General features: G+C 67.4%; 25 protein-coding genes. 16 read left to right on the top strand and 9 right to left on the bottom strand.

Annotated elements, in window-relative coordinates; all coding sequences use genetic code 11:
- Positions 1-176 precede the first annotated feature (176 nt).
- The 3 genes from efeO to AC1D2F_RS05385 are packed head-to-tail and all read left to right on the top strand — an operon-like array spanning position 177 to position 3,429.
- On the top strand, positions 177-1,367 hold the full coding sequence (gene efeO, locus AC1D2F_RS05375; RefSeq protein WP_476966349.1) for an iron uptake system protein EfeO: 1,191 nt from the start codon (positions 177-179) through the stop codon (positions 1,365-1,367).
- Positions 1,364-2,776 carry an iron uptake transporter deferrochelatase/peroxidase subunit gene (efeB, locus tag AC1D2F_RS05380; RefSeq protein WP_476966350.1) on the top strand — a complete coding sequence of 471 codons (1,413 nt, stop codon included), beginning with the start codon at positions 1,364-1,366 and terminating at the stop codon, positions 2,774-2,776. The genes efeO and efeB overlap by 4 nt, the downstream gene beginning before the upstream one ends.
- Positions 2,773-3,429, top strand: coding sequence for a hypothetical protein (locus AC1D2F_RS05385; RefSeq protein ID WP_229994043.1), 657 nt, complete (start codon positions 2,773-2,775; stop codon positions 3,427-3,429). The genes efeB and AC1D2F_RS05385 overlap by 4 nt, the downstream gene beginning before the upstream one ends.
- 18 nt (positions 3,430-3,447) lie before the next feature.
- On the opposite strand, the gene AC1D2F_RS05390 is transcribed toward AC1D2F_RS05385, so the two are convergent.
- Positions 3,448-3,981, bottom strand: a complete 534-nt coding sequence (locus AC1D2F_RS05390) for an N-acetyltransferase family protein (RefSeq protein WP_476966351.1) — start codon at positions 3,979-3,981, stop codon at positions 3,448-3,450.
- Between the two features lie 23 nt (positions 3,982-4,004).
- Entirely contained in the window at positions 4,005-4,265 is a 261-nt protein-coding gene (locus AC1D2F_RS05395) for a hypothetical protein (protein ID WP_476966352.1), read from the bottom strand.
- 125 nt (positions 4,266-4,390) lie between these two features.
- Between AC1D2F_RS05395 and AC1D2F_RS05400 the strand changes: the two genes are divergently transcribed.
- On the top strand, positions 4,391-4,717 hold the full coding sequence (locus AC1D2F_RS05400; protein WP_229994040.1) for a hypothetical protein: 327 nt from the start codon (positions 4,391-4,393) through the stop codon (positions 4,715-4,717).
- Between the two features lie 203 nt (positions 4,718-4,920).
- Complete coding sequence (locus tag AC1D2F_RS05405; protein WP_229994039.1) at positions 4,921-5,574, top strand: hypothetical protein; 654 nt, start codon at positions 4,921-4,923, stop codon at positions 5,572-5,574.
- Here the strand turns inward: AC1D2F_RS05405 and AC1D2F_RS05410 are convergent.
- Both AC1D2F_RS05410 and AC1D2F_RS05415 read right to left on the bottom strand, forming a co-directional pair.
- The gene (locus AC1D2F_RS05410; RefSeq protein ID WP_476966353.1) at positions 5,571-6,896 is read right to left on the bottom strand and encodes a carboxylesterase family protein; all 1,326 of its coding nucleotides are present in this window, start codon (positions 6,894-6,896) and stop codon (positions 5,571-5,573) included. The two genes, AC1D2F_RS05405 and AC1D2F_RS05410, sit on opposite strands and share 4 nt — an antisense overlap.
- Before the next feature lie 6 nt (positions 6,897-6,902).
- Complete coding sequence (locus AC1D2F_RS05415) at positions 6,903-7,610, bottom strand: FadR/GntR family transcriptional regulator (protein WP_476966354.1); 708 nt, start codon at positions 7,608-7,610, stop codon at positions 6,903-6,905.
- Between the two features lie 123 nt (positions 7,611-7,733).
- On the opposite strand from AC1D2F_RS05415, the gene AC1D2F_RS05420 reads away from it, so the two are divergent.
- From AC1D2F_RS05420 to AC1D2F_RS05430, 3 genes are all read left to right on the top strand, one after another.
- Complete coding sequence (locus AC1D2F_RS05420; protein ID WP_476966355.1) at positions 7,734-9,146, top strand: SLC13 family permease; 1,413 nt, start codon at positions 7,734-7,736, stop codon at positions 9,144-9,146.
- An 84-nt stretch (positions 9,147-9,230) separates the two neighbouring features.
- Entirely contained in the window at positions 9,231-10,520 is a 1,290-nt protein-coding gene (locus AC1D2F_RS05425; RefSeq protein ID WP_476966356.1) for a CaiB/BaiF CoA transferase family protein, read from the top strand.
- On the top strand, positions 10,514-12,070 hold the full coding sequence (locus AC1D2F_RS05430) for a carboxyl transferase domain-containing protein (RefSeq protein ID WP_476966357.1): 1,557 nt from the start codon (positions 10,514-10,516) through the stop codon (positions 12,068-12,070). Before AC1D2F_RS05425 ends, AC1D2F_RS05430 begins: the two co-directional genes overlap by 7 nt.
- 20 nt (positions 12,071-12,090) lie before the next feature.
- Here AC1D2F_RS05430 and AC1D2F_RS05435 read toward each other — a convergent pair whose 3' ends face one another.
- Entirely contained in the window at positions 12,091-12,837 is a 747-nt protein-coding gene (locus AC1D2F_RS05435) for a lipoate--protein ligase family protein (RefSeq protein WP_229994033.1), read from the bottom strand.
- A 16-nt stretch (positions 12,838-12,853) separates the two neighbouring features.
- Here AC1D2F_RS05435 and AC1D2F_RS05440 point away from each other — a divergent pair, with 16 nt between their 5' ends.
- A complete protein-coding gene (locus AC1D2F_RS05440) occupies positions 12,854-13,243 on the top strand; it encodes a DUF2177 family protein (RefSeq protein WP_229994032.1) in 390 nt (129 codons plus the stop codon).
- Between the two features lie 15 nt (positions 13,244-13,258).
- Here AC1D2F_RS05440 and AC1D2F_RS05445 read toward each other — a convergent pair whose 3' ends face one another.
- Positions 13,259-14,062 carry a thioesterase family protein gene (locus AC1D2F_RS05445; protein ID WP_229994031.1) on the bottom strand — a complete coding sequence of 268 codons (804 nt, stop codon included), beginning with the start codon at positions 14,060-14,062 and terminating at the stop codon, positions 13,259-13,261.
- A gap of 175 nt (positions 14,063-14,237) precedes the next feature.
- On the opposite strand from AC1D2F_RS05445, the gene AC1D2F_RS05450 reads away from it, so the two are divergent.
- The 6 genes from AC1D2F_RS05450 (at position 14,238) to AC1D2F_RS05475 (ending at position 20,358) form a co-directional block, all read left to right on the top strand.
- Positions 14,238-15,212 carry a phosphodiester glycosidase family protein gene (locus AC1D2F_RS05450; RefSeq protein WP_229994030.1) on the top strand — a complete coding sequence of 325 codons (975 nt, stop codon included), beginning with the start codon at positions 14,238-14,240 and terminating at the stop codon, positions 15,210-15,212.
- Between the two features lie 9 nt (positions 15,213-15,221).
- On the top strand, positions 15,222-16,394 hold the full coding sequence (locus AC1D2F_RS05455; protein ID WP_229994029.1) for a GtrA family protein: 1,173 nt from the start codon (positions 15,222-15,224) through the stop codon (positions 16,392-16,394).
- Complete coding sequence (locus AC1D2F_RS05460; RefSeq protein ID WP_229994028.1) at positions 16,391-17,038, top strand: DUF4956 domain-containing protein; 648 nt, start codon at positions 16,391-16,393, stop codon at positions 17,036-17,038. The genes AC1D2F_RS05455 and AC1D2F_RS05460 overlap by 4 nt, the downstream gene beginning before the upstream one ends.
- Complete coding sequence (locus tag AC1D2F_RS05465) at positions 17,035-17,817, top strand: polyphosphate polymerase domain-containing protein (RefSeq protein ID WP_476966358.1); 783 nt, start codon at positions 17,035-17,037, stop codon at positions 17,815-17,817. The genes AC1D2F_RS05460 and AC1D2F_RS05465 overlap by 4 nt, the downstream gene beginning before the upstream one ends.
- A gap of 81 nt (positions 17,818-17,898) precedes the next feature.
- Positions 17,899-19,467: a carbohydrate-binding domain-containing protein gene (locus tag AC1D2F_RS05470; RefSeq protein WP_476966359.1), complete on the top strand. Its 1,569-nt coding sequence runs from the start codon at positions 17,899-17,901 to the stop codon at positions 19,465-19,467.
- 180 nt (positions 19,468-19,647) lie between these two features.
- Positions 19,648-20,358: an endonuclease/exonuclease/phosphatase family protein gene (locus tag AC1D2F_RS05475; RefSeq protein WP_229994967.1), complete on the top strand. Its 711-nt coding sequence runs from the start codon at positions 19,648-19,650 to the stop codon at positions 20,356-20,358.
- A 51-nt stretch (positions 20,359-20,409) separates the two neighbouring features.
- Here AC1D2F_RS05475 and AC1D2F_RS05480 read toward each other — a convergent pair whose 3' ends face one another.
- Entirely contained in the window at positions 20,410-21,522 is a 1,113-nt protein-coding gene (locus AC1D2F_RS05480) for an alkaline phosphatase family protein (RefSeq protein WP_229994965.1), read from the bottom strand.
- 251 nt (positions 21,523-21,773) lie between these two features.
- Here AC1D2F_RS05480 and AC1D2F_RS05485 point away from each other — a divergent pair, with 251 nt between their 5' ends.
- Positions 21,774-22,814 carry an isopenicillin N synthase family dioxygenase gene (locus AC1D2F_RS05485; RefSeq protein ID WP_229994964.1) on the top strand — a complete coding sequence of 347 codons (1,041 nt, stop codon included), beginning with the start codon at positions 21,774-21,776 and terminating at the stop codon, positions 22,812-22,814.
- A 65-nt stretch (positions 22,815-22,879) separates the two neighbouring features.
- Here the strand turns inward: AC1D2F_RS05485 and AC1D2F_RS05490 are convergent, their stop codons facing one another.
- Positions 22,880-23,347, bottom strand: coding sequence for an SRPBCC family protein (locus tag AC1D2F_RS05490; RefSeq protein WP_229994963.1), 468 nt, complete (start codon positions 23,345-23,347; stop codon positions 22,880-22,882).
- 49 nt (positions 23,348-23,396) lie between these two features.
- A complete protein-coding gene (locus AC1D2F_RS05495) occupies positions 23,397-23,594 on the bottom strand; it encodes a YegP family protein (protein WP_229994962.1) in 198 nt (65 codons plus the stop codon).
- Positions 23,595-23,645: the final 51 nt, after the last annotated feature.

The following is a 23,645-nucleotide window of genomic DNA, read 5'->3' on the forward strand; positions in this document are numbered from 1 at the left end:
GCCAAATTAGGGCATGAAAGGTTTGCGTAATCGCCCGGAGTGGGTATCCTCCTTATTTAGGTTCACCTAAGTACGGGTTTCTTCAGCATCGTCGCTCGAGGAACCCGCACGTACAACGGCCCACACGCTTCCGCCTCAACCGCACGTTCCACCCGACCGATCCAAGGAAATCCCCTATGCCCAGTTTCACCCTGCCCAAAAGCGCTCCCCGGTTCCGGAAGACACTTGCGCTGGTTGCGGCGGTAACCGCCGCTCCCCTGGCCCTCGCCGGCTGCATGGCCAACTCAAAGACCCCGGGAGCAGCCGACGGACCGATCCAGGTCACCAGCACCCAGACCGAATGCAAGGTCTCGGCCAACCAGGTCGCCAGCGGCAACCTGACGTTCGCGGTCAAGAACGAAGGCCCCCAGGCCGCCGACTTCTACCTTCTGGCCGAGGACGGACTCCGGGTCATCGGCGAAGTGGAGAATATCGGCCCCGGCCTGAGCCGCAATCTGGTGGTCACCGCGGCCGCCGGCAAGTACACCACGTCCTGCAAGCCCGGAATGCAGGGCGACGGCATTCGCGCCGGCTTCGACGTCACGGACTCCGGCAGCAGACCCGCCGTCGACGCCAATGTTCAGGAGCTGCTGGACACCGGCACCCGCCAGTACTCTGTCTACGTCAAGGACCAGACCGACCAGCTGGTGGACGGGACGAAGGCGTTCGCCGCGGCTTACGCTGCCGGAGATGCCGCGAAGGCCCGCGGGCTCTATGCCGCCACCCGTATGCACTGGGAGCGCATCGAGCCGGTTGCCGAGTCGTTCGGGGATCTCGACCCCAAGCTCGATGCCCGCGAGGCCGACCTCGAACCCGGCCAGGAATGGACTGGCTGGCACCGGGCCGAGAAGGACCTGTTCCCGCCGGCCAGCTACACCCCGCAGACAAAGGCGGAGCGTGCCGCCATCGCCACGCAGCTCGTTGCCGACACCGAGGACCTGGCCCAGCGGACCCGCACCGTGGAGCTCACCGCGGACAAGATCGGGAACGGCGCCAAGGAGCTCCTGGACGAAGTAGCCACCGGCAAAGTCACCGGGGAGGAAGAAATCTGGTCCCACACCGATCTCTGGGACTTCCAGGCCAACGTTGACGGAGCAAGGATCGCCTTCGAAAGCGTGAAGCCCGTGCTGCAGCAGAAGGACCCGGCCCTGTCCGAGGCGCTCGAGGCCAAGTTCGCAGCCCTGCAGGCCGGGCTCAAGCAGCACTCCACCGGCGAAGGCTTCGCGTACTACAACGAGCTCAGCCAGACCGAAGTCCAGCAGCTCGCCGCCCTGGTCGATGCCCTGGGCGAACCGCTCGCCAAGCTCACGTCGGCAGTGGTCCTGTGAGCGGCTGCCCCTTCGGCGGCACCCCCGGCCAGACGCCCGACGGCGGCACCCCCGAATCAGCTAACGCACCGGAATCAGCCAAGGCAGCAGGGGCAGCGGCCACGCCAGCACCGCCGGCAGCCTCCGGTCCGGGAAAGGGCCGGCTGTCCCGCCGCGGGCTCCTGTCCCTCGCAGGTGCCGGCGGCGCGGGCGCCGTCGCCGGCCTGGCGGCGGGCTTCCTCAGCCACGACGCCGTGGCGGCAGCGGCCGCGCCGCTGGCAGCTCCCGGCGACATCATCCCGTTCCATGGTGACCGCCAGGCAGGCATCGTCACACCGGCCCAGGACCGCCTTCACATTGCAGCGTTCGACGTCGTCACGGAGGACCGCGCGGAGCTCATCCGGCTCCTGAAGGACTGGACCGCCGCCGCCGCGGCGATGACCGCGGGACGCAGCACCGGCAGCAGCGGCGCCGTCGACGGCCCCTATGACGCCCCGCCCGAGGACACGGGCGAGGCCCTGGACCTGGGGGCCGGCAAACTCACGCTTACCTTTGGGTTCGGCCCCGGCCTGTTCGAGAAGGACGGCAAGGCCCGCTTCGGACTCGAGGGGCGCCGCCCGGACGCCCTGATCGACCTGCCGCACTTCCCCGGCGACGACCTGGAGCCCGGACGCACCGGCGGCGACATCGTGGTGCAGGCCTGCGCCGACGACCCCCAGGTGGCAGTCCATGCCATCCGGAACCTGGCCCGCATCGGATTCGGGCAAACGCGCGTGCGCTGGTCCCAACTGGGCTTCGGCCGGACATCTTCCACGTCACGGTCCCAGACCACCCCGCGGAACCTCTTCGGCTTCAAGGACGGCACCAACAACCTCAAAGCCGAGGACACCGCCTTGTTGGACGAGCACGTGTGGGCGGGCCGGGGAACGCGACCGGAAGAGGGCTGGATGGCCGGCGGCACGTACCTTGTGGCGCGCCGGATTCGGATGCACATCGAAATCTGGGACCGCACCTCGCTGCGCGAACAGGAGGCCCTGATCGGGCGCACCAAGGGCGCCGGGGCCCCGCTCTCCGGCGGCGAGGAATTCACCGCCCCCGACTTCGAGATCCAGGGGCGCAGCGGGGAACCACTGATCCCGCTGGACGCCCACGTCAGGCTCGCGCACTCGAGCCAGAACGACGGCGTCAAGATGCTCCGGCGCGGCTACAACTACACCGACGGCTCGGACGGCCTGGGGCACCTCGACGCCGGACTGTTCTTCATCGCCTTCGTCACAGACCCGAGGACCCACTACGTGCCCATGCAGCTGGCCATGGCGAAGGAGGACACACTGGCCCTGGAATACCTCAAACACACCGGCTCGGGCCTGTTTGCGGTTCCCCCGGGAACCAGGGCGGGGGGCTTCATCGGCGAAGGGCTCTTCGCATGACGGCGGCCCTCACCGATGCCGGCAGTCCGCCCGGAACCGAGGGAACAGGCCAACCCACCGGCACGGAGCTTCCGGGACCCGGCATCGGCGGGCCGGTACGACCAACGGCCACGTCCACTCTGAAACTCGTGCTGCTGGGAGTGGGGTGCTCGGCGGCGTGGCTGGCGTCCGTACTGGTCGGCGGGTTCCTGGACCCCGGGCCGGAGATCCACCGGATTGCCCTCGCGGGCCACATCCTTGCCCTCGTGCTGTCCTTCGGAGCCATCTTGGTGCTCGACTGGGTGGGTTTGCTGTGGCTTCTGGGCCGCCGCGACGTCCACGACACCCGGCGGCTCGATTCCGCCGCGCAACCGCTGATCTGGGGCGGGCTGGCCATCCTGCTCATCTCCGGGGCATTGCTGCACCCCGATCTGTCCAGCCCTCCGACGCAGATCAAACTCGTCAGCATCCTGGTCCTCATGCTCAACGGGCTGGTCCTGACCAAAACCATGAAGCAACTGCACCAACTGCCGCCGGAAACCTTGTTCACGGCGGTGGCGGCCGGGCTGCGGGCGCGCTTGCTCGCGGCTTTGTGCATCTCTCAAACCTGCTGGTGGACGTCCGTGCTGGTAGGACTGCTCAACAGCACGCTGCGGCGCTGGACGGGAGCCTGACGCCGGCGAGTCCGTCGGCTACCGCGCGGGCGGGAACGTCCGGCTGTGGCGGTTCTCAGCCACAGGCGGATCGAATCTGGTGTCTTCCAGCGTCGCTCCGTCGTCGAGCCAGCGGCGGTTGGTGTAAAAACTGATGGCCCGATTGTTGCTTTTCTCCACCCACAGAAACGCCCGCTCATAGCCGAGTTCGATGAACTTTTGTTCTGCGGCCGCAAACAGGACGGAGCCTGCGCCCTGCGCCCAGCAGTCCGGATGCACATTGATCGCGTGGAGCTGACCGGTTCCCTGATCCGAGTCGCCGGCAGCAGGACCGAGGATGGCGAAGCCCACAACCTGGTTGCCGCTTTGGACGACGAGGTGGTGCGTCCCTTCCTTGGGCTCCAGGATGTTTCGGCGCCAGGCAGACGCCGCCCGCCCGACGTCGAGACCGTCAAGATACTCATCGGTCATGACTCCACGGTAAGTGGCCCGCCAAGCCGCAACATGGACCTCGGCCAGCCGTGCGGCGTCGTCTTCGGTCGCGGCCCTGACGCTGATGTCCGGAGTGGTCATGGTGGCGAATCTATCAAGTGAGGTCACCGATGCCGTGCGGCGCGCACCAGGCGGCGGGCGAAATGGCTGATGACGAGGACGCTGACCGCGGCAAGGAGCCACGTGCCTGCCGCCCCAAGGACCGGGCCGCTCGTGCAGGTGCTGACGGCGCCCGACTCCGCCGTGTAGTCGATGCACTCACCTGTCCGAGAGCCGATTAGAAAAGCGTCGACGGCGATCACCAGCAGAATGGCCACTGCCCAGGGCCACCACTTGGGCGGGCGCAGCTGAGGCGCTTCCTCCACGGTTCCTCCCCGGCAGCTCATCGGCCGGTCCGGCCGCTCGAACACCTGGCAGGCATCACAGTACGGCCGATCCCTACAGCGCGGTACTCTGCACTAACACCCTGTCTGCCTCTCCCCTGGCCGTGATGAGCCACATCGACCTCGGCGGCGGCCCGGAAGTGTCCGGCAGAATCATTTCATGGAAGGTCAACGCGATGTCAGAATCTGAACTTTCAGCTCTCCGGGAGCGGGCTGCCCGTGGTGACAACGACGCTATAGGTGAACTCATCGAGCTGGCCGCGGAGCGGGAAGACTTCGACGAGCTGCGGCATCTTGCCGACGGCGGCAGCAAAGACGCCGAGGATCAGCTCGTGGAACTCGCAGCTGAAAAGGAAGACCTAGCGGAGCTTCGGCGTCTGGCATCCGCCGGCAACACGGACGCGGCCGAAGTGCTGGCCGAACTCACTGAGTAAACACTCAGCTGAAATTGACCGTGTTCCGGCTGAACACGTTTCTGAAGTTGCGGATCGCGCAGCTTCGCGCAGAGGCCGTGGCCGCTGAGGCAGCAGGGCTTTCGCACTAAGTGTCCGGGGTTCACCCTTGACCATCGGGCCGGACAGCGCGTGCGGTAGATTGCACTCATCCCGACCACGAAGCGGGCAATGGAGGGGGACCATTGAAAGCATCACAAGAGCAGCAGCACCCGCCGCAGGCGGACTGCTCAGCGTCCACTCAGCGCGCCGCCCGTCCGGTCAGAACGCACCGCTCGACGTCGGGCCGCCCCGTGGCCGCTGCCGTATGGGCCGGTGCAGCCGGCACCCTGTGCTGGCTGCTGGCCAGCGGAGAAACCCGGGCCGCGGTGGACGCCGCACCCTGGCTGGTGCTGGTGTCCTGGTTCGTCTACGTAGCCCAATGGCTGCCATGCCTGCGCGTCGATGGCGACGGCTTTGCGCTGATCAACGGCCTCCGCGACCACCGGATACCTTTCGATACGGTCCAGGACGTCGAGGTCCGCTATGCCGTAGCAGTCCGGGCCGCCGGCAAGAAGTATGTGAGCTGGGGCGCTCCTACCCCGCCGGGCTCGTTCGAATCCGGATTCGAACATGTCAGCGATCTAAAGAGCCGGCCGCACAGCATTCTCCCAAGCAATGAACGACTCAACCAGCCCGCGGTGACCACCGGACGTGACGAGATCGCCCAGGCGTGGCAGGACGCCCGCGCCGCCGGGCTCCGCTCCTCCGACGGAACAGTAACCACGACATGGAACCGCCCGATGGTCGCCCTCGGCGTCGTAGTGCTCCTCTGGGTGATCGCGGCCCAGCTGTTCTAGACCGAGCGGTACCGGAGTGAGCCGGGAATCTCGCCCCGGGCCCCCAGGCCTTCCCCGTAGGCGAACCGTGCCCACAGCGCCCGCATCGCCCGGCCGTGCGCATTGATCTCGTCCCAGGTGGCACCCGCCAGCAGGCCGGCACCCTCCCATGTCCGTTGGTGGCCGAACAGCAGCGGCAGATCAACCGTGTGCGCGGCGCCGTAGAGATTTCCCGGTGCGCGCCAGGACAGCACGTAGCTGTGGGCCCGCCCGCCTGCACGCACATGCCGCCTGGCAAACTGCCTGGCTGCCTTGCCGTACACGAGTTCCGTGACCACCCATGTGACTGCCTTGAGTACTGCGCTGCCGGCCACGGGAATCCTGGCCACTCGGCTCAGGTGCGGGCTTCGCGGCAGAAACAGCCGGGCCTCGTCCGCCGTGTGGCCGATCAGGATGTCGATCCCGGGCGCAGCCGCATTCCAGGCCCCGTCGAGCTCGGATTCCTCGGGCAGGGGTGAATGCCCGTACTGGATCCCGAACGGCATGGCAGCCATCAGCCCGAACTTCCTCGCCGCCCGCGCAACATCTTCTTCGCGGGCGACGACGTCCATCGCCGGAGTACTGGCGGTGACCGCTTCCGCGGCGACACCCATGGCGGCGTTCATCTTTTCCCGTCCCCTGGTAATACCCAGCGGGGCACTTTGAATGATGGCCCGCTGGAAGAGCGACGCCGCGCCCGGCGTCGCCATGAGGTGCGCGACGGCGTCGCCCCCTGCGGATTGCCCGAACGCGGTGACCCTGCCCGGATCGCCGCCGAATGATGCGATGTTGCGCTGCACCCACCGGAACGCCTCGATCTGATCCAGCAGGCCCAAATTGGCGGGCCGGCCGGTGCTGGTGGACAAATAACCGAAGAGGCCCAGCCGGTAGGTCACCGAGACGACGATCACCCGGGTTTCGGCAACCAGCGCCGAAGGGTCGAAGATCGCCAGATCCCCCGATCCGGACGTGTAGGAGCCGCCATGCAGCCACACCATCACCGGCAGCCGCTCATCGTCGTCGAGATCGGCGGGCACGGTGATGGACAGCCGTTGGCAATCCTCGCTGCCTGGAAGTTCGCCGTAGCGGGTGCCGAGCACGTCGTCCAGGAAGGGCACCGGGGCCTGCGGGCACGCCGGGGACAGGGATGTCGCCTCGAGCATCTCGGACCAGTCAGTTGCCGGCGCGGGCGGCTGAAACCGATCGGCTGTGGCGTAGGGAATGCCGGTGGCACGCACGACGGCGCCGTCGCGCCATCCGGTGACCGGGCCACACGGCGGGTCGAAGGCAAGGTTCACAGTCATACCGGTTTAGCTGTTCTTCAGCAGGGCAACATCGGAGACAAGTTCAATGTGCTCAAGCATCGCCGCCGCCGCGGCCGCCGAATCCCGGGACCTGATCGCGTCGGCGATCTTGCGGTGGGAGGCGAGCGACTGCTCGGGCCGGCCGGGCTGTGCGAGGGATTCGAGGCGCGTTTCCAGGACCATTCCGGCAATGAAGGTCATCAGCTGGGCCAAGACCGCCGAGTGGGCCGCGCCAGTTACAGCCTGGTGGAACAGCTCGTCGCCACGCGCACCCCGGCCGCCCGAGGCGACTTCTGCCGCCATGGCTTCTAGGGCGTGATCGATGGCGTTCATGTCCTGCTCGGTGCGCCTGGCCGCGGCCAGCTCGGCAAGTTTGACCTCCAGCGTGCTCCGCGCTTCAACGATCTCGGGTAGACGGCTGCGGTGCTCGCGGAGGCCTTTGATCACGGACGGAACGTTGGGCCGGTAGACCAGCACCGCTCCGGTGCCGTGCTGGACGTCGATCACGCCGAGCACTTCAAGGGCCACCAGGGCCTGCGCCAGGGTTGCCCGCGAAACCCCCAGCCGCTCGGCAAGCTCCCGCTCAGCCGGCAGCGTGTCGCCGGGACCCAGCTCGGCGGACTCGATGAAGTCCATGATCTGCTCCACCAGCTGCTCATAGAGCCGGGGCCGCGAAACGCGGGAAATCTGATGCGTTGCCGCCTGCTTTGCCATGCTCGTCCTTCCAGCCTGTTCTGACCCTAAGACTACCGGAGAACTATTGACAAAGACACCTAGTGTCTAGGAGGCTAGGCCACTAAGCCAGTCAGTGAACCACTTCGATTCGGAGGAACAACGATGTCCGCTCCCGTCCTGTCCATCATCATCCTGGCGGTGATGTTCCTTCTGGCCACGGTGCTGCCGCTCAATATGGGTGCCTTGGCCTTTGTGGGTGCCTTCCTGCTGGGCTCCGTGGTGCTGGGGATGTCCACCAACGACATCCTGGCCAACTTCCCCGGCGGCCTGTTCCTGACCATCGTCGGGGTCACCTACCTGTTCGCCATCGCGCAGAACAACGGCACCATCGACCTGCTGGTGCGGGGCGCCGTTCGGCTGGTCGGCAGCAAGGTGGCCCTGATCCCGTGGGTCATGTTCGCCATCACCGCGGTGATTACCGCCGTCGGCGCCCTCTCCCCGGCCGCCGTGGCTATCATCGCGCCGATCGCCCTGAGCTTCGCCGCCAAGCATAAAATCAATCCGCTCATGATGGGCATGATGGTGGTCCACGGCGCGCAGGCCGGCGGCTTCTCCCCCATCGCCGTCTATGGCGTCACCGTCAACAGCATCATTGCCAAGACGGAGCTGGATGCAAATCCCATGGCAATCTTCCTGGCCAGTTTCCTCTTCAACCTGGGCATCGCGCTGGTGCTGTTTGTCGTCCTCGGCGGCGGCAAACTGCTGTCCACCCCGGGCGGGCGATTGGTGGAGCAGGCCGCAGAAAAGCGCATGTCCGTCAGCGTGGGTGCCCGCGCGGCCGGCGTCACGTTGCAGGGCTCCGGCTCCGACATCTCCGCCGCCGGCGTCTCGGCCAAAGGCACCTCGGGCGGCTCCGGTGCATCCCCGGCGGCCGGTCCCGCCGGGGCCGGCGCGCATCCGGCCAACGGCGCACGTGCGTCCCTGCCCCAGCTCATCACCATCCTGGGTCTGGTCGCCCTGGCTGTCATCTCGCTCGGATTCAAAGTGGATGTCGGCTTCGTTTCGATCACCATCGCAATCGTCCTCGCCCTCGTGTCCCCCGCAGCGCAGAAGGGCGCCGTCAACAAGATCAGCTGGTCCACCGTCCTGCTCATCTGCGGCATGCTCACCTTCGTGGGCGTCCTCGAAGAGGCCGGCACCATCGCATTCGTATCCGGCGGGGTGGCTRACCTTGGCATGCCCCTGCTCGCCGCCCTGCTGATCTGCTACATCGGCGCCATCGTCTCGGCCTTCGCCTCCTCCACCGCCATCCTCGCGGCCCTCATTCCACTGGCGGTGCCGTTMCTGGCCACCGGCGAGGTCGGCGCAGTCGGCGTGATCGCCGCCCTGGCCGTGGCCTCCACGATCGTGGATGTGTCCCCGTTCTCCACCAACGGCGCCCTGGTCCTGGCCAACGCGCCGGAGGACGTGGACAAGGACAGGTTCTACAAGCAGATCCTGGCGTACAGCGGCATTGTCGTCGCCGTCGGGCCGGCCATCGCCTGGCTGGTCATGGTGGTCCCCGGCTGGATGTGACCGGCTGGATGTAGCCGGCAGTCCAACCAGCGCTCAAGCACACCGCACGCACCCGCAAAGACCGACCAGAGAAGGAACACGCCAATGAGCACCGAACCCACGCCCGACGCCGAAGGCCCCCTGACCGGCTATCTCGTGGTGGACCTGAGCCGAGCCCTCGCCGGCCCGCATGCCGGGATGATGCTGGCTGACCTCGGCGCACGGGTGATCAAGGTGGAGAACCCCGGCACCGGGGACGACACCCGCGGCTGGGGCCCGCCGTTCGTGGGCCCGGAGGATGATCCGCAGGCCACGTACTTCCTGTCCTGCAACCGGAATAAGGAATCCATTGCCTTGGACTTGAAGAGCGACGACGGGCGGGCAGTGCTGCGTGAGCTGGTGGGGCGCGCCGATGTGGTCATCGAGAACTTCCGTCCCGGCGTCCTGGACCGGCTCGGGTTCTCGGCAGCGGAGATGCATGCCCTGAATCCGGCGCTAGTGGTCCTCTCCATCACGGGATTCGGGCACGACGGGCCCGAATCACGGCGCAGCGGCTACGACCAGATCCTCCAGGGCGAGGCCGGGCTGATGTCCCTGACCGGGTCCGGGCCGGACGATCCGCAACGCGTCGGAGTCCCCATCGCCGACCTCCTCGCCGGCATGTACGGGGCCTTCGGCACCCTGGCCGCGCTGCTGCAGCGGGAGCGCACCGGCCAGGGCCAGATCGTCCGCACCTCCCTGCTCGCGGCGCTGATCGGAGTCCACGCCTTCCAGGGCACCCGGGCCACCGTTGCGGGGGAAGTCCCGAGGGCCCAGGGCAACCACCACCCCTCGATTGCCCCCTACGGTCTGTTCCACTGCCGGCAGGGCCGGGTACAGATCAGCGTGGGAAGCGAAAAACTCTGGAGCACGTTCGCCTCGACATTCGGCATCGACGCCGCGCGGCCGGAGTTCGCCACCAACGCGGACCGCGTGCGCAACCGCGAGAAAGTCATCGAAGAAGTGGAGCGGGTATTCTCCGATTTCGAGGCTGAGCCGCTGCTCACCAAACTTAACGACGCCGGCATCCCGGCCGGCAAGGTCAGAACCCTGGACGAAGTCTACGAATGGGAACAGGTCCACTCGCAGGGCCTGATGATCGATGTCGACCACAAAATCCTCGGTACCGTGAGCCTGCCGGGCCCGCCGCTACGGTTCTTCAGCGCCGCCGGCACCGCAGAAACCACGCTGAAGACCCACACCGCACCGCCGCTGCTGGACCAGGACGGGGAACAGATCCGCCGGTGGCTCGGGCTGACAGCCTCCCCCGGAGCGGGCATGGGCACAGGAGCCGGCACGGCCACGGCATCCGGCACAGCCACCGGTGCAGGCCAGGAAGGCCACCCGGCATGCTGACCCAGCAGAAAATCCGGCACCTGGACGCCGCCGAACTCATCGCCGCGGTGCTCGACCCCGGCTCCTACCGGAGCTGGGACGCACCCATCGTGGACCCCGATCCCGGCCCCGAGTACCGGCAGGAACTGGCCGCCGCCCGGGCCAAGACCGGCGTGGACGAATCCGTCCTCACAGGCGTTGGCCTCATCCGCGGCCGCCGGGTCGCCGTCATCATCAGCGAGTTCCGGTTCCTCGCCGGCTCCATCGGCCAGGCCGCGGCCGAACGGATCGTCAACGCCGTCGAACGGGCCACCCGCGAAGGACTGCCCCTCCTCGCCGGCCCTGCCTCGGGCGGCACCCGCATGCAGGAAGGAACCATCGCGTTCCTCTCCATGGTCAAGATCAGCGCCGCCGTCCGCACCCACCGGCAGGCCGGGCTGCCCTACCTGGTCTACCTGCGGCATCCCACCACGGGTGGCGTCATGGCCTCCTGGGGATCCCTCGGCCACATCACCGCCGCCGAGCCCGGAGCCCTGCTCGGCTTCCTCGGACCCCGGGTCTACGAGGCCCTCCACGGCACCCCGTTCCCGGAAAACGTCCAGACCTCCGAGAACCTCTTCGACAAAGGACTGATTGACGCGGTGGTCCCGCCCCGGCAACTGTCCGACGTCGTCGACCGTGCCTTGAGCATCCTGGTCACCGGCCCCCACGCACCGATCGCCGCGCCCGCGACCCTGTCCGTGGAGCCGTCCGGCGCCGGCGCCTGGGAGTCGATCGGCATCTCCCGCGATCCCCGCCGCCCGGATGTGCGGCAACTGCTGGCGTATGGCGCCCGGGACGTGCTCCCGCTCAACGGCACCGGACAGGGCGAAAAGGACCCCGGCCTCCAGCTGGCCCTGGCCCGATTCGGCCAGCAATCCTGCGTAGTCATCGGCCACACCCGGCCCAGGCCCTCCCGCACGGCGGCATCGGGACAGTCGGCGATGGGGCCGGCGTCCCTCCGGGAGGCCCGGCGCGGCATGCGCCTGGCCGAGGAACTCCGGCTGCCGCTGCTCACCATCATCGACACCGCCGGCGCCGCCCTGTCCCAAGAGGCCGAGGAAGGCGGCCTGGCCGGCGAGATCGCCCGCTCCCTCCACGACCTGATCGGCCTCAACGCGCCCACGGTGTCCGTGCTCCTCGGACAGGGAGCCGGCGGCGGGGCACTGGCCCTCCTGCCCGCGGACCGCACCATCGCGGCCCAGCACGCCTGGCTCTCCCCGCTCCCGCCCGAAGGCGCCAGCGCCATTGTCCACCGGAACACGGATTTCGCCCCGGCCATGTCTGAGGCCCAGGGCGTCAACGTCGCATCCCTGCACGCCAACGGACTCGTGGAGCACATCGTGGATGAACGCCCCGATGCCGCCGACGAGGCGCAGGCCTTCTGCCGGCGCCTCGGCCGGGCCATCGAATACGAACTCGCCACGCTCGCCAGCGCCGGAGTCAACGAACTCCTCCCCCGGCGCCTGGCGAAGTACCGCAACCTGGGCAGCGTCCTTGGCGCCGCTGCCGGAACGCCGTCGTCCGGTTGAGGGCCGGCCCTAAAGCCGGCTCAGAGCAGGCTCGAAAACTCCGCGTAGCGCAGCGGGGCGTAGCGCCCGTAGGCGGCGATCACCGCGGCCTCCACAGCGTCGACGTCGAGGCCCGGCACGAGGTCATCGGCCGCGCCCGCCGTCGCCGGGTCCCATTCGAGGCCGAGGGCGGCGTAACTCGCCTCCAGGACCGCGCGGATCGGGGCGGAGTCCGCCACCACGATCACGGAGCTGAAAAGCCAGCCGCCGGCGACCACCCGCTGGGCGGTGCCGACCAGTTTGATCCGGCGCTCCGGAGACTCCGGGTCGCTGCCGTGCACGCTGAACTCGCCGGGGCAATACTCCCCGGGGATCTCGCCGACGCCGGCGTGCACGCCCGCATCGCGCAGTGCCTGTGCGAGAAGTTCGCCAAAGCGCGAAAACCGTCCCTTGGCCCCGGCAATCGCGTCCGCATCGGGCTCCAGGTGATCGATGACGAGCGTCCGCTCGTGGTACGCCGCCGCGCGGCCCCCGGCCTTCCGGACCAGCGGTTCGAAGCCGAGCTGCCTGCAGGCCGCGGCGGCGGCCTCGAACCCGGGCAGGTGCGTGTCGCGCTGCCCGAAAGCGACCGTGGGAACCGGCCGGTAAAGCCGCAGGGTGGGGCCCAACGCGCCTGTCTTGACCTTCTGGAGGAGCCCGAGGGCGAAGTCGAGATCGGCGGCGGCACCGAGTGATTCGTACTGCCGCACCACCGTCAGTGTCCCGGGCCCGGCTGGCGCCTGCGGCATGTTGTTATGCTCCCTTATGGTCATTCTGCAATTCCTCGTCGTAGCCGCCGCGTTCGCCATCATCGACGCCATCTGGCTCAAGACGATGAACCCGTTCTACCGCCGCCAGATTGGTGAGCTGATGGCCGACAGGCCCAATCTAGGGTACGCGGTGGCGTTCTACGTGATCTACATTGCCGGGATCGTGTTCTTTGCCCTGCGGCCAGCGCTCGACGGCGGCAGCTGGCTTAGCGCCGTGGGCTACGGCGCCGCCTTGGGCGCGTTTGCCTACGCCACCTACGACCTCACCAATGCCGCCACCCTCAAGACCTGGCCGTGGCAGCTGGTTGTGGTCGACATCCTCTGGGGCGCCGCGCTGACGGCCCTGGCGACGCTGGCCGGCTGGCTCGTCTTCCGCACGAACTAGGACCGTCCGCCCGAGCTAGGACTTGCGCAGCGTCAGGATCTGTTCGGCGCGCCCGAACGGGCCCGTGAGGTCATGCAGCACCGTGGAGGTCAGCCCGATCCCGTCCGTGCCGAATGAAACCTCGTTATCCAGCCCCAGCCACTCGCCCTCCGGCTGGCGGTACATGTGGATCTGCAGGTCCAGGTTGGGGAAGGCATAGCTGCCCTTGCCCGGCGGGACCCGCGCGGCGATTCCGTTGGCCGTGTCCACCAGGCCGACCAGCCGGGCGAGGTCGCCGCTGTCCGCCCGGTCAGTCAGCGGATAGTCGGTGCGGAGCCAGACCGTCCCCGAGCCCGCCCGGTGGCCCTCGGCGATCCGCATGTGCAGTGAGGCAATGTAACCGCCGGGCCAGATACTTGCGGCGTCGTACGGTTCGCAGTCCTCCGGCGCGGGGATCCGCGGATCCTCGAAAGCCGCGATGGCGGACGTGTCCGAGGTGATCATCCGCCAGGCCGTGGCGCGGATCGCCGTGCGGCCGCCGGCAACGAGCTCGGCCTGCACCAGCTCGATGGTCCGGCCAGGGCGCAGGGTGGAGGTCACGACCTCGAACTCGCCGCCCGGGATCAGCCCGAGGATTTCATAGCTGAGCCGTGCCATCCGCATGTCCTCGCGGGGCTCATGCCGGGCCAGGCAATCGGCCATGATGCCGGATGCGGGGGCCATGTGCTGCTCATGTTCGTTCCAGGCGCCCTGGGCTTGGATAGTGGAGCGGAATCGCCCTTCCCCCAGAACCTCATAGTAGAAATCGCCCTCGGCAAGTTCCGGTAGTGCAGCAGTCAACGTCCGCCCTTTCGCGTGGCTGGTGATTCCAGAACACACTATCCCGTCGCGCCGGCGGCACCCTGCCACACCACCGCGCCCGCGGTCCCGCCCCTACCGGCGCCAGCTGCCCTTTCACAGCTCCCGCTATACAAGGGCTCATGGCCGGCATAAGTCCGGTGCCTAGAAATAGTGCATGACTCCTGACAAGACCAAACACCGTAAGGGCGGCCGCGTGCGGCGCGCCGTGCTGGCCGGAGCCCTGGCCCTGACTCTCTCCGCGGGCGGCGCCACAGCGTGGGCGCTGGACCGCTTCGTCTTCGAGCACGTCGAAATCTCCGACGTCGCAGCCTACGAGGCGAGCCAGGGCGTGACGTCCGGCGCTGCGGACACAGCAAACACAGCAAAAACAGCCGCCGAAACCACGGACACTTCGTACTCATCGGCCGACTCAAGCATCAACATCTCCACCGTCGTGACCGGCAGCGGCGACAGCACCGTGACCTACTACGTGGCCGACGTCGTCCTGAGCGACGCCACCGTCCTGCAGTCCGCGTTTGCCAACAACAGCTTCGGCGAGAACATCACGGAGACCACCTCGGACACTGCGGCCGACCACAACGCCGTCTTCGCCATCAACGGCGATTACTACGGCTTCCGGGACACCGGAATCGTCATCCGCAACGGCGTCGTCTACCGCGACGAGGGCGCCCGCCAGGGCCTGGCCTTCTACCGGGACGGCACCGTCAAGGTCTACGACGAAACCAGCACCACGGCCGCCCAGCTCGTGGCCGACGGCGTCTGGAACACGCTGTCCTTCGGACCGGCCGTCCTTAAGGACGGCCAGGTGGTGGACGGCATCGAGGACGTGGAGGTGGATACGAACGTCGGCAACCACTCCATCCAAGGCGAACAGCCCCGAACAGCCGTGGGAATCATCGGCACCAACCACCTCGTCTTCGTCGTGGTGGACGGGCGCAGCCCGGGCTACAGCGCCGGCGTCACGATGACCGGACTCGCGGGAATCATGCAGGACCTCGGCGCCACCACGGCATACAACCTGGACGGCGGCGGTTCCTCCACCATGTATTTCAACGGCCAGCTCGTCAACAACCCGCTGGGCCAGGGCAAGGAACGCGGCACTTCCGACATCCTCTACATCGGGCAGTGAGCCGGGGCCATGATCATCCTGATCCCCGCCTACGAGCCGGACCAGCAACTGCTCCGCCTGATCCACTCGATCCATACCGCGGCTCCGCAGCTCACCATTGTCGTGGTCGATGACGGCAGCGGCCCGGACTACCAGCCGGTGTTCGACGGCGCAACCGGGCTCGGGTGCACGGTCATCGGCTATGCCGGAAACCGGGGCAAGGGCCATGCGCTGAAGGCGGGATTCGGCTTCATCGCGGACCGCTTCCCGGGCCGCGACGTGGTCTGCGCCGACAGCGACGGCCAACACCGCGTTGAAGACATTCTCAGGGTCGCCGAACAGCTGCCTGCGGCGCCGGACGCGATGGTCCTCGGCACCCGTAACTTCAGCAGCAACGTCCCGGCCCGCAGCAAGTTGGGTAACACCGCCACCCGCTGGCTGTTCCGGCTGGCCACCGGGGAACACCTTTCCGACACCCAGACCGGGCTCCGGGGATACCCGGCGGCGATGCTCGCGTGGCTCAGGGGCGTCCCCGGCGAGCGCTACGAGTACGAACTCAACCTCCTGCTCGAGGCCAAGCAGGCCGGTTACCAGATCCGGACGGTCGGGATCGCTACCGTCTATCTTGATCACAACTCGGGCTCGCACTTCCGACCCCTGGCGGACTCGGTTCGGATTTACGCACCCCTGCTGAAGTTCCTGGCTTCTTCCCTGGCCGCGTTCGTCATCGACACCGCCGCGTTCCTTGTCCTCAACGCGGTCACCGATTCGGTCCTGTTCGCCGTCGTCGGCGCCCGGGGCATCAGCTCGGCGGCGAACTTCCTCGTCAACCGGCACCTGGTGTTCCGCCATGGCCGCGAGCGCCAGGCCACGCGGACCGGTGCCCGGTACTTCGCCTTGGTCCTCACCCTCCTGGCCGCCAACCTGGCCCTGATGTCGGCACTGGACCAGTTGGCCGTCGCGGCGGTTCCGGCGAAGCTCCTGGTGGAGGCTGCGCTGCTCGCGGTCAGCTATTGCGTGCAGCAGCGGTTCCTGTTCGCCCGGGAACAGCCGGCCGCAGACCGGACCCCAGATCTGGCCGCCAGCCATGCGGGAGCATTAAACCCGACGCATATACCCGCCATGGTCCCGGCACAGTTCCCGCACAGCCTCAGCGGGAATCGTGGACATCAATCCACCCACCGATTCCGGAGCCTTCCATGACACCACTTATTCTCATCGCCGCCGATCTGGCCGCCATCAGCATCCTGACCTTCGCCCTGTACCTGCGCCGGCACCGCCGCCGCGACCTCGTGGTGTCCTACCTCGGCATGAACGTGGGTGTGATGGCCGTGGCCGCCGCCCTCTCCGGCTCGGCCGCCGGGATCGGGCTCGGCCTCGGTCTCTTCGGCGTCCTCTCCATCATCCGCCTCCGTTCCACCGAACTGGCCCAGCACGAAGTGGCCTACTACTTCTCAGCCCTGGCCCTCGGACTCATCTCGGGCCTGGCGATCGAGCCGTTGTGGCTGCCGCTGTCCCTGATGGCCATGATCCTGCTGGTGATGTTCGTGGGAGACCACCCCCGCGTCCTGCCGGCCTACCGCCACCAGACGGTGGTCCTGGACCGGGCGATCGCCATCGAGGGGGAACTCTTCGCCCGCCTCGAGGAGGTCCTGCACGGCACAGTCCACTCCGCCACCGTGCAGGAACTTGATCTGGTCAACGACAAGACGATCGTCGACGTCCGCTACGCGTATCTCCCCGGCGGTGCACCCCGCAGCGTCCTGCCCAGCGCCGCGGCAAGCCCTGGGACCCGCGAGGAGCTGCCGCGGCACCAGCTTGCTCCCACCACGGCCGGTGCGGCATGAGCGCCGGCATTGCCGGCAACCTCCGGCACCTGCCCGCAATCGGGCTGGAGGAACTGAACGCCGCCGCGGCGCTGCAGACCAGGGTAGACCGCAAATACGTCATCCCGGCCCAACAGGGCAAGCAACTGCTGGCGGCCCTCGACGCTGACCTCAGAATCCTGGAGATGGACGGAAAACGGACGTTTGACTACGACTCCGTCTACTTCGACACCCCACAACTGGACAGCTACATGCTGGCGGCCAGGGGCCGGCGCCGGCGCTTCAAGATCCGCACCCGGACCTACGTGGACAGCGCCGCCAGCTTCCTGGAAGTGAAAACGGAAGGCAGCCGCGAAGCCACCGTCAAGGACCGCATTCCATATGACGTGAGGGACCGCAGCCGGATCACGGCCGAGGGACTCGAATACGTCAACGACACGCTCGCGGCAACCATCGGCGATGTCCCGTCCGGACCACTGGAACCAGTACTGGAAACCCGCTACCGGCGCACCACGCTGTTCCTGCCCGGATCGGACAGCCGGGCCACTCTCGACGAGGCGGTCACCTGGCACCGCCCGGGCGGGAGCTCCTGGCTCCTCGCCGGCTCGCTCGTGCTGGAGACCAAGTCCGGCTCCACGGCTGGTCCGCTGGACCGCCATCTTTGGGCCAGTGGCATCAGGCCCAGCCGCATCTCCAAGTTCGCCACCGGCATGGCCGCCCTGCGCCCCGAACTGCCGGCCAACCGCTGGAACAGAACACTGCGACGCAGCCTCCTCCTCACTCCGGCAGCGGCCGCCTGACTTCCACCTCCACGCCGAACTTTCCGCCTCACCCCAACCTCCCCGCCACTTCCCCCGCACTTCAGCAGACAAGGCCCCACCATGAACACGTTCCGCAACTACATTTCCGTCGCAGCCCTGGCACTCGCCCTCTCGCTTACTGGTTGCTCGGCGCCCGGCACGGCTTCCTCCACCGGCCAGGCCGGCACAACAGTGCCGGGCACCCAGTCCGCCGTCACGCTCGCCTCCATGGAGGAGGACACGCACTTTGATTCCGATGACCTCACCTGGGACCCTGCCAAGGAAGTGGCCGTGACACTTGGCGACGGCGCCACCACCGTGGCCGCCGGATCGACGTCGGACGCCGTCAAGGCCGCCGGCAACACGGTGACCATCAGCGCAGCCGGCACCTACCGGCTCTCCGGCAGCCTGTCCGACGGCCAGGTGGTCATCGCAGCCGGCGAAGAGGACGTTGTGCGCATCATCCTGGACGGGGCGAACATCAGCAGTTCCACTGGCTCTCCGCTCGTTGTCCAGAGCGCCAACGAGGCCATCGTCTACCTCGAGGACGGAAGCACTAACGCCATCGAAGACGCCGCCGGCTATGCGGATCAGGGAACGGACGCCCCCAACGCCGCTCTCTATTCGATGGCCGACCTGACCATCGCCGGCAACGGATTATTGACGGTGAACGGCAGGTACAACGACGGCATCGTCTCCAAGGACGGCCTGGTTCTCGCCGCAGGCAACGTCAGTGTGGATGCCGCGGACGATGGCATCAAGGGCAAGGACTACACGGTATTGCTGGACGGCGCGTACACCGTTACCGCCGGCGGCGACGGTGTGAAGGCGGACAACGACGCGGACGAGGGGCGCGGCTGGCTGCTGGTCAGCGGCGGAGCGCTGACGGTGAAGGCAGGCGACGACGGCGTTAAGGCCTTCAGCCAGCTGACAGTCACCGGCGGCACCGTCACGGTGGCAGAATCCGAAGAGGGCCTCGAAGCCGCCCACATCGCCGTCAGCGGCGGCACGGTGAACGTCACCGCCAACGACGACGGAGTGAACGCCGCCGGCGGCAGCTCCAGCACCGCCCAGGGCGGCGGCCAAGGCGGCGGCCAAGGCGGCGGGATGGGCGGGGGTGACAGCGTCGGCGACTACTCCGTGGACATCAGCGGCGGCGAGGTCACCATCAACTCCGAGGGCGACGGGCTGGACTCCAATGGCAACGCCAGCATCAGCGGCGGCACGGTGGTCGTTAACGGGCCAAGCAACGACGGCAACGGCGCGCTGGACGTCAACGGTGAACTCGCCGTCAGCGGCGGCACCGTCGCGGCGGCCGGAAGCGCCGGCATGGCGGTAACCCCGGGAACGTCCTCGACGCAGTCCGGGGCCCAGGTCACCCTGGCCACGGCGGTACCGGCCGGGACAACCATCCAGCTGGCCGATTCCAGCGGCCAGGCAGTGGCAACCTTCGTGACCTCGAAGCAGACGGCTTCCCTCGTGTTTTCCTCCGCCGCGATAACAGCCGGCGAGCAGTACACCGTCTACACCGGCGGAACGGCGCAGGTTACTGCGGGCCTGGGTGAGGGATCCCTTGACGGCGCGCAGCAGCAGGGCACAGTCACCGCCGGGGAGTACACCGCGGCGCGTGGCCCCGGCGGCCGCCCCTGAACACAGAAGGCTCGCCTGGCACCGCTGACATAGTGAACGCAGCGGCCGGCGGAGGACTCGCTGGCTGCTGCGTTTCGGGCTTGGATCCGGACTCGCGTTGCGGTTATTCCCACTCGATCCACCCCGACTAGGTAGACTCGGGTGAGGTTTCAACCACTATCCACCGAAGAGGTGCTCCCCCTGCTTAGAGTCATCAGCTACAACCTCCGCAAGCACGCGGCCAGCGGCGAGCTGGTCGATCTGGCCCGCGATTTCGAGATTGATGCTTTGTGCCTCCAGGAGTGCGACACGGACGATCTGCCGGAAACCATCGGGGATCTGCACCTGGCCGACTCCACCAAGGGCAACCGGCTGGGCCTGGCGATCTACTACCGCATGAGCCGTTTCACGGCCTACGAGACCAAGACCTTCGCCCTCAAGAAGTCCATGCACGACCGCGTCCTCTCCCCCGCGCACGAGCGGCTTATCGGCACGCGCGTGACCGACAACGAGACCGACCACGGGCTCGTTATCGCATCCTTCCACGCGGCACCGCTGACGGCGTCCAACTCGCTGCGGCGGAACCAGATCCATGCCGCCCACGCCGAGCTGCTCAGCATGGGCGGAGGCCTGATGTCCCTGATGGTGGGTGACTTCAACTATCCGTTCTTCACCAAGACCCTGACAGCGCAGATGAAGGACGCCGGCTACGATCTGACAATGAGTGACCGCCGGACCTACACCCGGTACAAAGTCTTCAAGGGCCATTTCGACTTTGCCACTTCCCAGGGCCTCGAGATCGAAAGCGTGGAAACGCTGCCCCGCGGCGCCTCGGACCACCTTCCCATCCTGATCTCGGCCGAATACGGCCAGGAGGTCAACGGCAATGGTGCGGCACCCGCGGCCCCTTAGCGGCCGTTCCTGCCGTTCCTGCCGGGTCGGTCCCGGCGGCCGGCGCTGCCGCTAGGAACCGGCGTTGAAGACGTCCTCGCCGAAGCTGTTCAGGCCCGGCGCCCCGGCGTACCCCAGGCGCGGGAGGGAGAAGGCGTCTTCGATGCTCGCCAGGAGGCTGAAGTGGTTGTAGGGCGTGTTCGAGGTGGTTCCGCCGTTAGCGAAGGGTGAGAGCACAAGGGCTCCTACTTTTCCGCCGGCGGTCCCTCCGGGCAGCAGTCCTGCCGGTCCCTGAGTCTTGCCCTCGGATTCGTCGAAGGTGATGACCAGCATCCCGTCCTGTTTGAAGGCCGGGGAATCCAGGATCGCCGGGACCTGCCGGCTCAACCAACTGTCGGCGGCGGCCAGTCCGCCCGCGCTGCCATCGACGCAGGGGCTGTCGTGGCCGTCATTGCAGAGATTGGGCGAAATGTAGGACAGGTTCGGCGTGGTGGCCACGGACCGGAGGTCACCGGCGAGTTCGCCAAAATCCACCACATTGCTTTGGCATTCCGGTGACGAGGTGATGGATTCGAAGTACACGAAGGGGTTATGGCGGGTAGCGTACTGGTCTCCCACTTCGGCACGCTGACTTGTGTCCCTCGAGCCAAGATCGGGATGCCGGCATGGCGTGCCCATGTCCTCCATGTAGCCCTTCCAGGTCTTGCCGGCGGTGCTGAGCTGCCCGGCCACTGTAGGGACCGACGCCGGATACACGCACCCGGTGCCCTCCGCCTGCCCCAGCGAGGCGGTCCCCGTCAGCCGGAACGGGGCGTAGGTGGGGCAGTCGGCGCGGGTCATCGCGTTGGACGCCTGCCCGGAGATCTGGGCCAAGTAGTTCGGGTGCGAGTTGTGGGCGATCCCGTAGTACTCGGAAAGCAGGACGCCCTGGCTGCGAAGCGTCTGCGACAGGTACGGGGCTTCAGAGCCTGCGCCCCACACTTCGTTGTAGCCCTTGTTCTCGAGATTGATCACGAACACGTGCCCCGGCTTCGACCCGGCGCCCGCGGTGGCCGTACCCCCGGCCGTGGGACCCGGGCCGCCGCCCGGCGGCGGCTCGCAGGCCGCAGCCGACACCACCAGGACTGCTGCAACCAGCAGCCGCACGGCGATTCGTCGATGAGTTTTCGTGGCATTCCGGCTCATGGATTCCGGCTTTCTGATTGACCGATCAGCTTGGCCTTGGCGGCTCCAGTGGTTGCACTCTTTCACACCGCGGTCAAGAAATCCCGCGAGGACCCTGAATTGTGGCTGTGAGGCAGTGGCAGTGGCAGTGGCAGTGAGACCGGGGCAGTGAGACCGGGGACCCAGCGACCGGGAACGCGCGACGCCGGCGTTTCCGGTCCCGGGGCTGGCCTACCGTTCAGTAGTGAATGCTGTGGTGGTAGTTTGCACTCATGAGCGCACCATCGGATTCCATTCCGCTCCTGGACCTGAGCACCGCCAGAGGTCAGGACGGCACGTTTGACCCGGCGTTTATTGATGCCCTGCGCGACGCCACGCACCGGGTGGGCTTCTTCCAGTTGACGGGTTACGGAGCCTCTGCCGCCGAGGTGGACGAACTCTTCGACGTCACGCGGCGGTTCTTCGAGCTCCCGCTTGAGTCAAGGCTCGAACTCGACAACCGGCTCTCACCCCATTTCCGCGGCTACACGCGGCTGGGCCATGAAATCACCCAGGGGCGGCCGGACGCCCGCGAGCAGCTCGACTTCGGGCCCGAGCGCCCCGCCGTCGAGAACTACCCGCCGGATCAGCCGTACTGGCTGGTCCAGGGACCAAACCTGATGCCGGACCGGGCGCTGCCCGAGCTGCGCACCGTATGCATGGCCTGGGCGGACCGCATGTCCCGCGTTGGCGCAGAATTGCTCAGCGCCATTGCCGTGTCACTGCAACTGCCGGAAGGCTACTTCGACGAACCGTTCCGGGACTCACCGGCCTGGATGGCCAAACTTGTCCACTACGTCGGCGGCGTCGTCGCGGATGCCGGACCCCAGGGAGTGGGCGCCCATGCGGACTACGGCTTCGTCACCTTGCTGCTCCAGGATCAGGTCGGCGGCCTGCAGGTGCTCCCGCCGGGCAGCGACAGCTGGATTCCGGTGCAGCCGACTCCGGGGGCTTTGGTGGTCAACCTCGGGGAAATGCTGGAAGTCGCCACCCAGGGCTACCTGGCGGCCACCATCCACCGCGTCGAGGCGCCCCCGCCCGGAGTCGACCGCTACACGGTCCCCTTCTTCTTCTCGCCCCGGCTCGACGCCGTCATTGAGCCGGTGCCGCTTCCGCCCGCACTCGCGGCCCGGTCCCGGGGGCTCACGGATGATCCGGACAATCCGATGCTCGCGTCCTACGGCGCCAACGTGCTCAAAGGCTGGCTGCGGGCCCACCCCGAGGTCGCCCGGATTCATCACCCCGAACTTGTCAGGACCGCAGAGCAGCCCTGACGGCCCCAATTCCCACTGTCACCGGGATTTGCGGGCCGTCAGGTGGCGGTCCGCGGAGTCCCGGCTCAGGCTTTTCGCTGGGCGACGGCGCCAGCGAGCGAGGCGAGGCCCTTTTCGAAGTCTGCGCCGACCATCTTGTCCATGTTCATGAACAGCGCGAAGACCTTGCCGATGCCTTTGTTCTCCCCGGTCATGGTCCAGGTGACCTGGGTGCCGCTGCCGGAAGGGGCGAACGTGAAAGTGGTGGGATTGACGGCCTTGAAGGGCTTGGTGAACTCCAGGCGGATCTTGATGTTGCGCGGCTCGGCGGTATCGACAATTTCCATGGTGCCGGCGCCTGCCTTGCGGTTCCCGCTCCAGGCGTACTTGGCGCCGACGCCGGATTCGCTGCCGGAGTAGTTCCGCTCCATGGCAGGGTCAACTGACTCCCACGGAGACCACTTGGTCCATTCGTGGAAGCTGTTAACCAGCGGAAAGATGTCCTCGGCCGGTGCGGGAATGACTGCGCTGCGGGTAACTTCGTAGGTAGACATGCCGCAATCCTAGGCGGTGGCCGGCCCGACTAGGCGCAGGACAGGCGGGTCACCCCGCCTCGGCGGCCGCTTCCGTAAGGTCCACGACCGGCGACGCGGCGTTCTTCTTGACGGACTCGACGCCGCCCATGGCGCTTGCCTTGGTCTTGTAGCTCTGCGAGGAGGCGATCACCTCGCCGTTGGAGGCCTTGAGCCGGAACCGGAATCCGCCGGACTTATCTTTGTAAACCTCAAACTTGCCAGCCATCGTGCATCCCTGATTTCTCAATCGCTGTGACCGGCCGGGGAGCCGGCACGG

This window comes from Arthrobacter sp. P1_B3, from assembly GCF_056406615.1.